The 13,532-nt window shown below is 55.8% G+C and carries 9 protein-coding genes; 5 read left to right on the forward strand and 4 right to left on the reverse strand.

The window, feature by feature from the left end; genetic code table 11:
* Positions 1–1,049: 1,049 nt before the first annotated feature.
* The 3 genes from BMY84_RS29440 to BMY84_RS24605 all read left to right on the forward strand — a co-directional run bounded on the left by BMY84_RS29440 (position 1,050) and on the right by BMY84_RS24605 (position 6,414).
* Entirely contained in the window at positions 1,050–2,363 is a 1,314-nt protein-coding gene (locus BMY84_RS29440) for a hypothetical protein (protein ID WP_143075152.1), read from the forward strand.
* A gap of 205 nt (positions 2,364–2,568) precedes the next feature.
* A complete protein-coding gene (locus BMY84_RS24600; protein WP_093087429.1) occupies positions 2,569–4,821 on the forward strand; it encodes a TonB-dependent receptor in 2,253 nt (750 codons plus the stop codon).
* 48 nt (positions 4,822–4,869) lie between these two features.
* The gene (locus BMY84_RS24605) at positions 4,870–6,414 is read left to right on the forward strand and encodes a S10 family serine carboxypeptidase-like protein (protein ID WP_093087430.1); all 1,545 of its coding nucleotides are present in this window, start codon (positions 4,870–4,872) and stop codon (positions 6,412–6,414) included.
* 551 nt (positions 6,415–6,965) lie between these two features.
* On the opposite strand, the gene BMY84_RS24610 is transcribed toward BMY84_RS24605, so the two are convergent.
* Positions 6,966–8,207, reverse strand: coding sequence for an IS110 family transposase (locus BMY84_RS24610; protein WP_218147023.1), 1,242 nt, complete (start codon positions 8,205–8,207; stop codon positions 6,966–6,968).
* A 508-nt stretch (positions 8,208–8,715) separates the two neighbouring features.
* On the opposite strand from BMY84_RS24610, the gene BMY84_RS30240 reads away from it, so the two are divergent.
* Positions 8,716–9,123: a hypothetical protein gene (locus tag BMY84_RS30240; RefSeq protein ID WP_218147024.1), complete on the forward strand. Its 408-nt coding sequence runs from the start codon at positions 8,716–8,718 to the stop codon at positions 9,121–9,123.
* 519 nt (positions 9,124–9,642) lie between these two features.
* On the opposite strand, the gene maiA is transcribed toward BMY84_RS30240, so the two are convergent.
* From maiA to hmgA, 3 genes are read right to left on the reverse strand one after another with little or no spacing between them, the layout of a single operon-like run.
* A complete protein-coding gene (maiA, locus tag BMY84_RS24625) occupies positions 9,643–10,281 on the reverse strand; it encodes a maleylacetoacetate isomerase (protein WP_093087538.1) in 639 nt (212 codons plus the stop codon).
* Positions 10,278–11,570, reverse strand: a complete 1,293-nt coding sequence (gene fahA, locus BMY84_RS24630; protein ID WP_093087432.1) for a fumarylacetoacetase — start codon at positions 11,568–11,570, stop codon at positions 10,278–10,280. Before fahA ends, maiA begins: the two co-directional genes overlap by 4 nt.
* On the reverse strand, positions 11,567–12,874 hold the full coding sequence (gene hmgA / locus BMY84_RS24635; RefSeq protein ID WP_093087540.1) for a homogentisate 1,2-dioxygenase: 1,308 nt from the start codon (positions 12,872–12,874) through the stop codon (positions 11,567–11,569). Before hmgA ends, fahA begins: the two co-directional genes overlap by 4 nt.
* A gap of 168 nt (positions 12,875–13,042) precedes the next feature.
* Between hmgA and BMY84_RS24640 the strand changes: the two genes are divergently transcribed.
* The gene (locus BMY84_RS24640; protein WP_093087434.1) at positions 13,043–13,495 is read left to right on the forward strand and encodes a MarR family winged helix-turn-helix transcriptional regulator; all 453 of its coding nucleotides are present in this window, start codon (positions 13,043–13,045) and stop codon (positions 13,493–13,495) included.
* The last annotated feature ends 37 nt before the right edge of the window (positions 13,496–13,532 follow it).

Below are 13,532 nucleotides of genomic sequence, written 5' to 3' on the forward strand. Positions count from 1 at the left end.
TGCGCGGCGATGACAATGGCCTCGGCATCTACGGCATCGTTCTTATGCCTTTTGACGAACGGGCGAACATAACGCGGCGCAATCAACCCCATCTGCCGTCCTCCTCTCAACCGCTACTTACCGTCGTCACGTCTCACCCAGAAAATACAGAAGTGTATCAACGACGTATTTGCGACATTTCCTGCGGCCAAAGGGACTGACAGGGCTTCCACCGCCTGCATGGCGGGTTACGACATCAGATACGTTTAAACCTGCAGCCGGAGTGATCCACAGATGGTTGTTGACAAGACATGGATGTATTGTGAATATTGAGGCAGTTCCAGGGGGCATGACATGAGTCTGTATCCGGCTTTCACAAGGGTGTTATACGTGGGTGAGGCGTTCCAGCGGCCCATCCAGGCACTACGGGCTTTTCTTAATGGAAACGAAATCGTCGGTTTCGGGAAGTATTTCGACTTACTAAGGCGCCGTAATAGTCAGAAGGTTAATTGAAGGACTTTTTGGATGCCTGTCATGATCGGGCTATGCTTTTTCAATTTTTACGACTGAACGCCGAAGAAGCCGACTTAGTCGGAATATAGTTGGTGGATGCGCACCCCTGGGGTGTGGCCAAGCGAGCGAGAAGCTAATGCAGACGCATCGCAATGCCACCGAAAATCAGGTCGTCAAACGTCGATGCCGTAGGCCATCGGACGGACCTTGTAGCCTGTTTACGGCGAATGCCACAAATTTACGCACGTATCTCGATTGAAGCAATAACGCAGTTTAGCAGCTGGCGCGGGCCGCCGAGATGAGCTCGGCTTAATAGCAGAAATATCGTCCGGCAGATGCTTGGCGTTAGGGAGAAAAAAATGCCTTCACGCAGAGATTTGTTGGTTGGGTTGGCCGGAACCTCGGCTGTTGCCATAAGCAGTGCGGCTTCAGCGAAGAGTTCGTCTGTTTCCCCTGCAGCGCCCCCAGTGCTCGACCCGGCGGTCGAACGCACTCGAGCGGCTTTCGCTGCCAGCTTACTCGGTGACAGGCGTCGAACCGCGATCGAGCGTGCGCGAGTGCGCGGCGAAGACTTCGACTATGAATATAGCTTGAGTGCAATTGAGGTAGGAGGGGTGGATGGTAAGCCCGGCGCGCATATGGTTTTCCAGTCGTACGTGCGCAAAGGCGGCGCAATCACACGACCGGTGACATTTATTTGGGGAGGGGGGCCAAGCGGGGCGGCGGGAAGGTTGCAATTTTTGTGGGGCCCCAAGCGCATGGATCCAGACTCCCAAGGTCCGCCTCGCATTCTTCCGCATGAACATGGTGTGCTCGACCGGACCGATCTGGTGTTCATCGATCCAGTAGGTACCGGATGGAGCGTTCCGGCAGGCGGCAGTGAATTATGGGATTTTTATTCCGTGGCAAGCGACGGTGCTTCGGTCGCGGAACTAATTAAGCGCTATCTGGATCAGAATGGGCGTAAGCGCTCACCGGTATATCTGTCGGGCCGTAGCTACGGTACGATCCGTCTACCGGTAGTTACTCATTTTCTGCGCGAAAGCGGGATTGAAGTCAGCGGTGCTGTGTTCATCTCGTCTGCTTTGAACGGATTTACAGCCTGGAATGCGTCAGGGAATTTGGCACCTTTTTACATGAAGCTGCCTAATTTCGCTGCTATGGCCTGGAGAGATAAGAGGCAAGCGCATCCTGCTCCGACATGTGCCGAGGCGGTGGCCGAAGCGGCAGCATTTGCAACAGGAGAATATCTTAAAGCCTTAGTCGCTTGGCCCCAGATGGATACGAGCTTGCGTCTAGGCGTGTTGACCCGGCTAGAGGCGCTGACAGGGATCTCAAAAGAAGTCTGGGCGCACCATCATATTCGCATGACCACCCAGGAGTTTAAAGAAAATTTGAATCCTGGCGCCAAAGTTTCTCCGGTGGATTATGGACGCCCTCCGAAATTTGAGGATCCGGTCAACATTCTAGCTAGGACGGTCTTGGGAATAGTTGACGCACCTCTCTATCGGGGGCTGGCACCCGGTATCTATGTTCAAGACCGACCCGGCCCGCACCCGTGGGATACTTCTGATTTCCATTCTTTCGCAGATATCGACGGTTATCTCGTTGCCACTTTTGCCAACTACTATGACGACATGGCTGAAGCGATGCGGGCGAATCCGGCAATGCGTGTACAACAGCATAGCGGTTACTACGATCTGGGTTGCAATTCCTTTTCCACTGATTGGGGTTGGAGGACAATTGATATTCCAGAGTCACAGCGCAGTAACATAGCTCTTTTCCACTATGAGGCTGGCCATGGAGTCTCTGAAGGTGATAATAATACCGCTATTTTTCTAGATAATATCTCTCAATTCTATAAAATATAGATACGCCATTGTTCGGCATGAGAGGCAAATTATGCTCATAAGATTTTATGATAAAACCTATAAGCTGCAGAAATGCAAAATTATAGATCAAACTAAATTACATGAAGAAAAATAAAATGTCTAAGATGATATGCATATAAAAGGGATGTAAATCCGTAATTTGCTAACTTGGAAATGCCAGCAAATCTAAAAAGTGGGGGAATATATGTCAGTATTTCGTAAGGCCATGTTATTAGCGCAAAGCTCTTTAGCCGTCTGGCCGATCATGGCATCAGCCCAAGCCCCATCTGACATAAGACCCAGCGGCGCGTCAGAAGAGATCATCGTCACTGCGCAAAAGCGTGACGAGCGGCTGATCGATGTTCCGGTATCCATTAGTGCGGTTACCTCTGACACCATGGTTGCTCAAAATCTTGTGACATTGGGGGACCTTGCGTCGCGCATTCCGGGCTTGGCGATTTCCGGAGGTGGCACACAAAACATCGCGGTGCGTGGGATAAATGCGGGTGGGGGCACGAACCCGACCGTTTCTGTCTTGATCGACGATGTGCAGTTCGGTTCCTCCAGCTATCTAGGTCAGCCGCCTATTCCAAGTCTCGATCCGGCGATCATCCAGCAGATCGAAGTGCTGCGTGGACCTCAAGGCACGCTCTATGGCGCGTCCAGTCTCGGAGGCCTTATTAAATATGTCACGCGCTCGCCGAGTACTTCAAAGTTTTCGGGCGAGGCTCAGGTAGGCATCAACTCGGTAGATCATGGAGGCGAGGGATGGTCGGCGCGGAGCGCAATTAATGTGCCGATCATTCTTGATCGAGTGGCACTCAGCGTGAGTGGATTCTATCGACGTGATCCGCAATATATCGACTCGGTTGTGGCTGGCGTAAGAACCAAGGATGCCAATATGAACCGGGTCTGGGGTGGCCGCGCTGCGGTTCAGCTTAATCCGATAGATGCGCTGGAAATTACGTTGTCGGTTCTAGCGCAGCGCACCGAATCGGAAGGTTCTGAGGACATTCTGGTTTGTCCGAGCTGTCGCGCGACGGTTGGTGCCAATACGGTCGTGACCTTCGATCCTCGCGGTGTGAGCACTGACGAGTTCACGTCCAACGTTGCAGTGGTGCCGCGTAAGGCGAAACTTAATCTCTACACTGGCCGGGCTAAATTAGATCTCGGTTTTGCCGATCTCACTTCTGTAACAGCTTGGGGCCAGAGTGACCAGCAGACAACCTCCGACGTCTCCAACACCTTCGGCGGAGCGCTGAACGGTTTTTACGGGGCGGGCGGCACCTATCTGCTTGGAGCCCCTATAAAGACCAACAAATTTAGTCAGGAATTACGCCTTGAGGGAACTGGTTCGTTGGTCGACTGGTTGATCGGCGGCTTCTATACCGTTGAGCATTCTCGGCTGGCACAGACGATTATGCGCTCCGGCCTGAACAATGTCATTTATTCTTCCGCTAACGTGACATCCTATCGTGAAAACGCAGTGTTCGGCGACGTGACATTGCACGCAACGGAGAAACTGGATGTTCAGCTCGGTGCCCGCTATGCTCATAATAAGCAGAACTACAACGTGGTTGGCATCGTCGATGTACCGGCGCAACCGGTATTCGGTGTAGGCGAAAATGCTGTTTTTCGCTCGAACGAGAATGCACTTACATGGCTGGTAACGCCGACCTATCGGTTCAACCCGGATATGATGGCCTATGCCCGGATTGCGAGTGGATATAGGCCTGGTGGCCCAAACACGGCATCGCCTGGTGCTTCGCCGAGCTTCGACAAAGACACCGTCATAAGCTACGAACTGGGGTTTAAGGGCAGCACTCTTGATAGGCGTGCCACCTTCGATATTGCCGTATTTCGGATTGACTGGAAGGATATTCAGCTTCAAAATACGGCGCTGCCATCGCAATTTCTTTTCATTCAAAATGGCAAGACGGCACGCAGCAGCGGCCTTGAGTTCGCCTTCACCGCACAGGGATGGACCGGCCTTACGATTACGGCCAACGGGTCGATCCAGAACGCGAAGTTGACCAAGTCTCTTGATCGGACGGAGGGTGGAACCCAGCGTCTATTCGGTCTAGCAGACGATCTGCTCCCAAATGCGGCTAAATTCACGACCAATATAGGTGCGACCCAGCAGCTGCCGCTAAATGACAGTGTCGATGTCGATTTCGGTTTCAATGTTAATCATGTGAGCAGTCGCTATGCCAACTTCAATCAGGATCTAGCTGCCGGACCTGCGGGAATCACGCGGCCGAGATTGCCCGCTTACACCTTGGTTGATTTATTCGGCAACGTGAAGATTGGGGAGATGTGGGAGTTGGGCCTCTATGTTCGCAACCTTTTGAACGAGATATCACCATTAACCGTTGACACGCGCAGTGGTACGCGGTTGCCAACCGCGACTTTCACGAGGCCACGAACGATAGGCGCAAACCTCCAGGTCAAATTTTAAGATGAGGATCAGAAGGGTGTGTGCGGCCGATCTATCAGGAGTAAAGGTATGAAAAAAGGGAAATTGGCATCGTGCTTTGCTGTACTTGCCATGGCCGCATCAATCGCCACCGCGAGCGCACAAGTGCTGCCGCATGAAAGCAGGATCGTTGATACGAAGCATTCGGTAACGATTCACGGCAAAAATATGACCTATGTGGCGCACACAGGTCTGTTGCCACTTTATGTGAATGATACCGGTGAGTTGGCAGGTAATATCTTCATTACAGCCTATATTGCCAATCGCCAGCCAGATTCGCCGCCCCGACCGTTGACATTCCTATGGAATGGCGGTCCCGGGTCCAATTCTGCGCAAGTACATATAGTAGGTTTTGGGCCCAAGCGCGTCACGACGGCGGATACTTTTACTGAATGGGGCCAAAATACCGAGACACCGATCATCGATCATGAGGAGAGCTGGTTTGACACCAGTGATCTGGTGTTCATCGATCCACCAGGAACGGGATTTAGTCGTGCTACGAGTAAGGAATTTCGCGATATTCTGTATACCGGCCGCGGAGATGCGGAAGCGGTCGCAGAGGCGATCCGCGTATTTCTGACGCGATATGAGATGTGGGACCGGCCTTTGTTCATCGGCGGAGAGAGCTATGGCACGACTCGTGCCATGCTAGTTGCCGAAGCTCTCGAAAAGCGCCGTACCCATCTGAAGGGTGTTATCCTCATTTCTGGTGGCTACGATACCGGCCAGAAGCTGAAGCGCACCACCAGCGAGGCTCTCAACATCACTTTATTTACCGAAACCGCCTATTTCCATAAACGTCTCGAGCCCGACCTCCAGGCTTTATCTAGCACGGAAGCCGTAGCGCGCGCCGAAAGCTGGGCGCGTACTACTTACGCGCCGGCTCTTGCACGCGTAGACGCCTTAACAGAGACGGAGCGCGGGATAATTCTTGCCGGACTCAAGCGCTTCACGGGTCTCGATCCCAAATTCATTGATAAAGGTAAGCTCGTAATTGATTCCGATGTCTACAGCGACAACCTGCTGGCGGACCAGAGCATGGAGTTGGGCCGCTATGATCGGCGGATGGTCCTGAAAAAGCGGGCTTCTGGTGCCTTCTGGATGCCATGGGACGACCCCAGTCTATTGCCCATGCGCGACTTAATGGAAGGAACCTCCCGGGTCTTCAATACCTATGTCCGTAAAGATCTCGGCTTTGAAAGCGATCTTCTATATCGCGGACCTTTTGGAAAGTCATTTCACCCCGAGCCGCTTACCGTAGATCCAGTCAACGGGTTTAGTTCAGACTGGATGGCGCAGATGTTCAAATATAATGATCGGGATCCTGCAGCTCCGGCTCCCTTGCGGGTTGCAATGGACCTCAACGAAGCGCTCATGGTTATGAATGTCCGCGGTAATTTCGATCAGTCATGTTCTGCGCTGGACGAAGCCGTCGCGCAGAGCGACCCTCTGATTCGTAGAAGAGTTGTTAATTACTGTGTCGTTGGCGGGCACATGTTCTACTCCGACGTCGCTGCCCGACGCGCCCTGCAGAAGGATTTCCGAGCCTTTGTGAACAAGTCGCTAGCTCAGTAGTGCAATCGGCCAAAATTGCCTGCGTACAGAATCAACCTCTGTAAAGTATGATGCGAAAACGTCTGCGCTAGCCTCGCAGACGTTTCATTAAGTCTCTGGATTATTTGTTGGAGAAATGAAATAAATGGCGCTTAGAGCCGTTTATGACTATTTCGAATTGGTGTAGGTTTACTTTCGGGCGTGATTTCTGATCCAGAATCCGTGGTGACGAAGCAGGGCTACACGGATGGCGGGCTCTTTCGATGGATTTGCGCACTCGGTCCTTGGCAGCGGTGGATAGTAGATCGAGTTGCCGCTTTGCGGCGTACGCATCCGCTGAGCGCCGCCTTGCCTGGGGGATGATGGGTCGGTCTTAAGGTCGATCTTACTTGCGAACTTAGGAGCGGTGTTTGTGGGGCGGATCAAGGTTTTCGGCGGAACTGACGCCTCCGTCGCTGGAGTGTTGAGGAACGGCGGCGCCTTCCTTCTTAAGAAACAGTCATATCGAGCTGTGGCGGCACTTCCTCAAGGGAGAAGCCGAAAGCCCTTGCGCGGCGCTGGAGATTGCCGGATCACACGCTGCGGTACCGCTCTTCATATTGGGTGGCGCCGGGATCATGATACGCCATGCCGTAGCGCAGGCTGTTGTAAACAGGAAAGCGATATTGCGCGCGGTGGCCGTGACCGCCTTCGCCTTTCCTGCACGCGCCGATAGCCGCCGGTAAAACGCGCGATGCGGTGTCGCTGCGGCCTGTTGTGGTCGCCGTCAAACGCAGGAGCGTAGCGGGGCGGCTCGACGATCGCCGGGTTTTCGACGGCAACAATTTGCCGCCCGATATTTTGTTACCTGGCGCCAGACACAGCCAGGACGTAAAATGCTTGGAACTGGGCCATGCTGCAAGGTCGGTGCCGCACTCGCCGACGAGCTTGAGCGCCAGGGATGGGCCTATTCCGTGGATTTGCGTTAGGTCCGCGCCCAGCACGCGATAAAGCGCGGACCGGACCTCGAGGTCAGGCGTGTTCACCTGCCGTCTTTTGGTCCGGACGTTGGGGAGGCCGCGAATATCGTGCCCCTTGTCGATTTCGAGGGCCTTGAGCGCGACTTTCAGCTTACGATCGCATTCGAGGACCTTGGTCTGGTAAAAGTCGTACAGTGCCAAAGACTGGCAAAGGGCGAAGATGTGCTCGTCCCACCAGTTTCCAGACAAGGCGGCGCAGATTGTCTCCACGGAAGCATGACAACGGACGTCGCGCATTTCCGCCAGCGTGATGGGCTTGCGTTCGCCGGCAACAATGGCCCTGATGATCCGCATGCCCGTAACGCCCGTGATGTCGGAGACGACGTGATGAAGCTGTACGTTCATCTCCATCAGCGCCTTCTGCATGTGTTCGATATGAGACGCGGCATATTCAATAAGCCGTTCGCGCTGCCGGAGATAGGCAAGCATGGTCGCCACGCCAGCCTCGGGACGGAAACTCCCCCGCAATAGCGCATAGCTGTGAAGGCGTTGCAGCGAGGCCGCATCGCTGACATCGGTCTTTCGGCCTGGGAGGTTCTTGGCGTATCGGGCGTTGACGAGAATGATATGAAAGCCGTGCCCTTCCAGCACTTCATAGGCCGGGATCCAGTATACGCCGGTGGATTCCATCGCGACGCTGGTGACGCCGCTGGCCTTGAACCAACGGGCCATCTCATGCAGCTCGCCGGTGAATGTGCCAAATGCCCGCACGGGATTGTCGTCCGCCCGCGGGCTGATGGCCGCCATGTGCATGGTCAAGCCGATATCGATGGCGGCGGCGCCAGGGTTGACCATAGACAATGCGTCTACGCCCAGCGATTTGCTCCTGTCATCCCACGTCCTCCTTCTAAGCGGAGGGTATGGGCTATGCTAACAGTCATCTTCCTAACCGGGATCGTCGCAATGCGGCGTCGCCACTCTCAAGTACGCAAATGCCCACGGGCCACGTTTTTTAACGGGGTATCATGCCTCCAATAAGCGAACGGCCGCGACCCTCCTGACGAACACCATAGCACGACCCGTTTCTACCCCACACAGGCGCGCTCAGCCCGGGGCCGTTTTTTAGCACTTCCCTCCTCCCGCATCATGCGGTTTTCAAGGCTAAGGCGTTCATTCTCGCGCGACAGATCTGCCTGCGGCGCTGCCACTAGGTCAAACGGCCGATACTGTGATACCAATTTGTTCAGGGTCGACTTGCCAATCCCTAAATCCGACGCGACCCGTTTGCGTGGCAACCTACTGGTCAACGCGATGCGCACTGCTCACGTGCCGTATCCATCGGCGCAAACCTATGGAGAAGCCGATGTCCAAGGCAGCCGCGCAGGCCAATGCAGCCAAATCCTCGATCCGTGCGCATGTCTTTGCGCATCAAAAGAACCGGTTCAACCTGTCCATCCGCACCATTGGCCTCGCCCGCCCTGAGGCGATACTGACCCTTTGCAACCTCGCTTACAACTTCAACTGCCTGATCTACCACGAGCGTCGAGAAACCATGGGTTCACTCTGTTCGCAAGTTGGCAGAAACGGCGAAATCAACGCCGGGCATCCTGGGAATCGGTCCGAACGATGCCCTTGGTGCGCCGCGCAGCCTCGACGTCATCAAGCCAGCCAGCAATCACCCCGTTGTTGCGGGTCTCCAGCTCACGTAGGAAAACAACCCTTCTCTCAGGTAATCGCCGCCACGCATCTCAAATCCTTCAAACTCAGCTAAAGGCGTCTGAGTCACCTCAAGCGGCTCAAGGAGAAAGCCTTTTCCGCAAACTGCTAAAAAGAAGGTCTAGACATATGTATTTGAGAGGTGGCGTTTATTTCAAGCACGATCATCGCCATAATACGCGCATTAGGAGGGCAAATTGTGACGTCACAATCGGATTGATGTGCAACGATGTCCACCCAGATATCTTCATTTGGAAGTAATTCACTCGAGGTAATCCCACGTCAATGGGCGCGCTGCTAGGCAAGGGAGCCCCCGAACTGGTTGGGGAGGGCGACATGCTGATCCAGCCGGAATAGCCGCTATATTTAGGCCTCGAGGAATGGACTCCGACCGAAGGCGAATTGAAGGAAGTTCAGCTTCATGCCCGTTGACCTCTGGGAAATTCCAACATCGTTCCAGAGAGAATCAGATATGCTGGCCGTAGTGCCACTGGAAAAACGACTGGCGGCCGGAGCGAGCACCGCCCGATGTCAGACCGATGGATCGGCGCCGGACGCTGCGCCGCGATCTTCATCAGGCGTCGGGTTGCTGAGAAGGATGCGCGGCTTGAACCGGCGGCAAACGTTCCATCGCGTTCGCCACGGCATTGAGTGCGGAATAGGGCGAAAGATCCACCCCAAAACGTCTCGCCGAATAAATTTGGGGAACGAGGTAGCAGTCCGCGAAGCTCGGAACATTGCCATAGCAAAAACCATCGCCATGGCGTTGGACGAGCAGCTCCAGCGCCGCGAAACCTCCCACGATCCAGCGGGCGATCCACTCGTCCACCTGCTGCTGTGACGCGTTGAAATCGGACTTCAGCGCGTTGAGCACCCGCAGATTGTTGAGCGGGTGAATGTCGCAGCCGATCAGCGCCGCCATGCTGCGCACCATCGCACGACAGCGTATATTGGTGGGGAGCAGCGGCGGGCTGGGCCATTGCTCCTCGACCCATTCTAGGATCGCCGGACTCTGGGTTAACACCATATCGTTTGACTCGATTGCCGGCACCAGTCCTTGCGGCAGGAGGCTCAGAAAGAGCGGACACTTCTGTGCGCCCGTCCGCAGGTCATACGTAACCTGATGATAAACGATCGACTTCAGGTTTAGGGCAATCCGAACCCGATAGGTCGCGCTGGACCGCCAATATCCGTGCAGCACGATGTCGCTCATCGCGCCGGCTCGATGATAGCGCGGCATTCGCCGAAGCCGATCGGCACGAAGCCTTCCGCTCGGGCGACAGCCTTAAACCTGACCTCGTCGCCATCTTTCAGAAACGCCCGCTGCTCGCCGGTGGGAAGCTGGATCATCTCTTTGCCGCCCTTGCTCAGTTCGATAAGGCTCCCGAACCCATCGCTGGTCGGTGCGGAAATGGTCCCCGTGCCCAGAAGGTCGCCCGGAGATAGATTGCAGCCATTGGACGCATGATGGGTGACCATCTGCTGCGCGGTCCAGTACATGTTCGCTGCTGGTCCTGACGACAACCGTTGCGGCTCAAGGCCTGCCTCCCGCATCGCCGCGCTCGTCAGATAGACTTCCAGTTCGATCGCAAGCGCCCCTTTGGCCTGATCTTCTTCGTCCCATAGATACGGCAGGGGTTGCGGATCATCAGCCGGGCGTACCGGCTGGGCCATGCGAAATGGCGCGAGCGCTTCGGCGGTGATCACCCAGGGCGAAATGGTCGAATGGAAATTCTTTGCCAGAAACGGGCCGAGCGGCACATATTCCCACGCCTGAAAATCGCGCGCGGACCAGTCGTTCAGCAGGCAGAAGCCGGCAATATGATCCTGCGCCTCGCTGATGGGGATTATTTCGCCCGGTTCGTTCCCACGGCCGATCCAGACCCCCAGTTCCAGTTCATAATCGAGGCGCGTCGACGGACCAAAAACGGGCGCATCCGCATCCGAGCTTTTCTGCTGCCCGGTGGGACGGCGGACCGGTAGGCCTGACGGGCGGATCGAGGATGCCCGACCATGATAGCCGATCGGGACATATTTGTAGTTGGGCAGCAGCGGATTTTCGGGTCGGAAAAGTCGTCCGATATTGGTTGCGTGATGAATGCCTACATAGAAATCGGTATAGTCGCCGATAGTTGCCGGGAGGTGCAGTTCGCATGCATCCGATGGATACAGGTGTACGCTGATGGCGTCCTTGTTGCCCGCATCGCACAATAGCTTGCTCAGGGCGCCTCGCAGAACTGTGCGGTCGTTCGCGGACAGCGAAAACAGCTCGTTCAGGCTTATGCCGCGCAGCACGTCTTGATCAATCGGCAGATAATCCGCGATGGCTGAAAGGTCGAGGATGAAATTACCGATGGCGGTGCCCAAGCGGCGGCGGCCATTGCCATGGGAAAAGATGCCATAAGGCAGGTTTTGAACGGGGAAATCGGGGTGATTGCGCGCGCTCTCGACCCAGGATTCGAGGCAGGGATCATGCGTCTCATCGATCAGGGGGAAGGTCACGCCTTTGCATCTCCGAGTGAGGTGTTGGGTAGGGGAAGCTGGGCCTTGCGGAAGCCCGACCAGCAGTCGTCATAGTCGAGCTGGCACAGCGGCGTTTCGAGGGCGAAGCGCGTCGGCTGGAACGGGAAGCGGCTTTCGAACATGAAGGCCATCGTGTTTTCGATCTTGTGCGGAGCCAGTTCCGCCCTAACCGCGCCGTCATAGCTTGCCTGATCGGGACCGTGGCCCGACATGCAGTTGTGCAGCGACGCGCCGCCCGGCGCGAAGCCGCCCGCCTTGGCATCATAGGCGCCGTGGATAAGGCCCATATACTCGCTCATCACATTGCGATGGAACCATGGCGGACGGAATGTGTCCTCGGCGACCATCCAGCGCGGCGGGAAGATCACGAAGTCGCAATTGGCCGTGCCGGGGGTATCGGTGGGGGAGGTCAGCACCGTGAAGATCGAGGGATCAGGATGGTCGAAGCTGACCGTGTTGACTGTGTTGAAGCGGCGCAGATCATAACGATAGGGCGTCAGATTGCCATGCCATGCGACGACGTCGAACGGGGAGTGCTTAAGCGTCGTGGTCCAAAGCGATCCGCAATATTTCTGGACGATCTCGAAATCCTGATCCCTGTCCTCGAACCAAGCTTTTGGCGCCTCGAAGTCGCGGGGATTGGCAAGTCCGTTCGACCCGATCGGACCTAGATCCGGCAGGCGGAAAAGCGCACCGTAGTTTTCGCAGACATAGCCGCGCACTTCTCTGTCGAGCAGTTTGACCGAAAAGCGCAGGCCGCGTGGAATGACGACGATCTGTTCCGGCTGCACGTCGATAACGCCCATTTCCGTCATAATCCGCAATCGTCCCTGTTGGGGGACGATCAGCAGTTCGCCATCGGCGCTGTAGAAGGCGCGGTCTTCCATCGAGCGGTTCGCCGCATAGATGTGGACGCCCAGCCCAATGGCGGAAGCCGGATCGCCGTTCCCGCAATAGGAAACGAGGCCGTCGACAAAGTCCGTCGGCTCGACAGGCATCGGCATTGGATCCCAGCGTAATCGGTTGGGCGTCGGAGGGACCTCGGTAAATGGGCCGGTGCGCAACAGGGTCTGCCGCGAATAGGGCCGGTAGGGCAGGTGATCAGCAGTGGGTCGCAGGCGGTAGAGCCAAGACCGATGGTTTTCGACCCGGGGTGCTGTGAAGGCCGTGCCGGACAGCTGTTCGGCATAAAGACCATAGGGCACATGCTGGGGGGAATTGCGCCCGTTCGGCAGCGCGCCTTCCAGCGCCTCGGTCGCGAAATGATTGCCGAACCCCGGCATCATTCCATTGTCGCCCGCCTGCGGGACAGTCCCTGCCGAGCACGGCTTGCTCCGCTGCATGCTTAAGTTAGTAGCCCTCGTGCGCATAGTCTTAGCTCATGCAAAATTGGTAACTTTTGAAACCATATTACAGATTGCGTAGGTGGTGTCAAATGTTACCATACGTCGATGACTATCGTTGCCCTCGACCTCGACCGCTTTCTGCCTTACCGGCTGTCCTATACCGCAAGCTTGCTCAGCGACCTTATTGCGGGAGCTTATGCCGATTGGTTCGACATCAGCATCTTGGAATGGCGGGTTTTAGCATGGGTAGGACAGGGAAAGGGCATTACGCAGCAGGAAATCTGCGTTCGCACGCGAATGGACAAGGTGGCGGTGAGCCGCGCCGCCATCGCTCTGTCTCGCCGCGGAATGATCCAAAAAAAGCCCAACGTTAGCGATGGCCGCTCCCGGTTGCTCGAACTTACCGCTGATGGGGAGCATCTCTATCGCCAGATAGCGCCCCGCGCGCTGGAACTGGAGCATCGTCTTTTCGCCCGCTTCTCGGCCGATCAGCTCGCCGCCTTTACCACCATGCTGCAACAGATCGACGATGAGGTTGTCCGCCTAAAATCGATCTGACCAGATGCGGCGTGACCGGCTATCGGGAAGCGCGATC

It is taken from the genome of Sphingobium sp. AP50, from assembly GCF_900109095.1.
GTDB lineage: Bacteria > Pseudomonadota > Alphaproteobacteria > Sphingomonadales > Sphingomonadaceae > Sphingobium.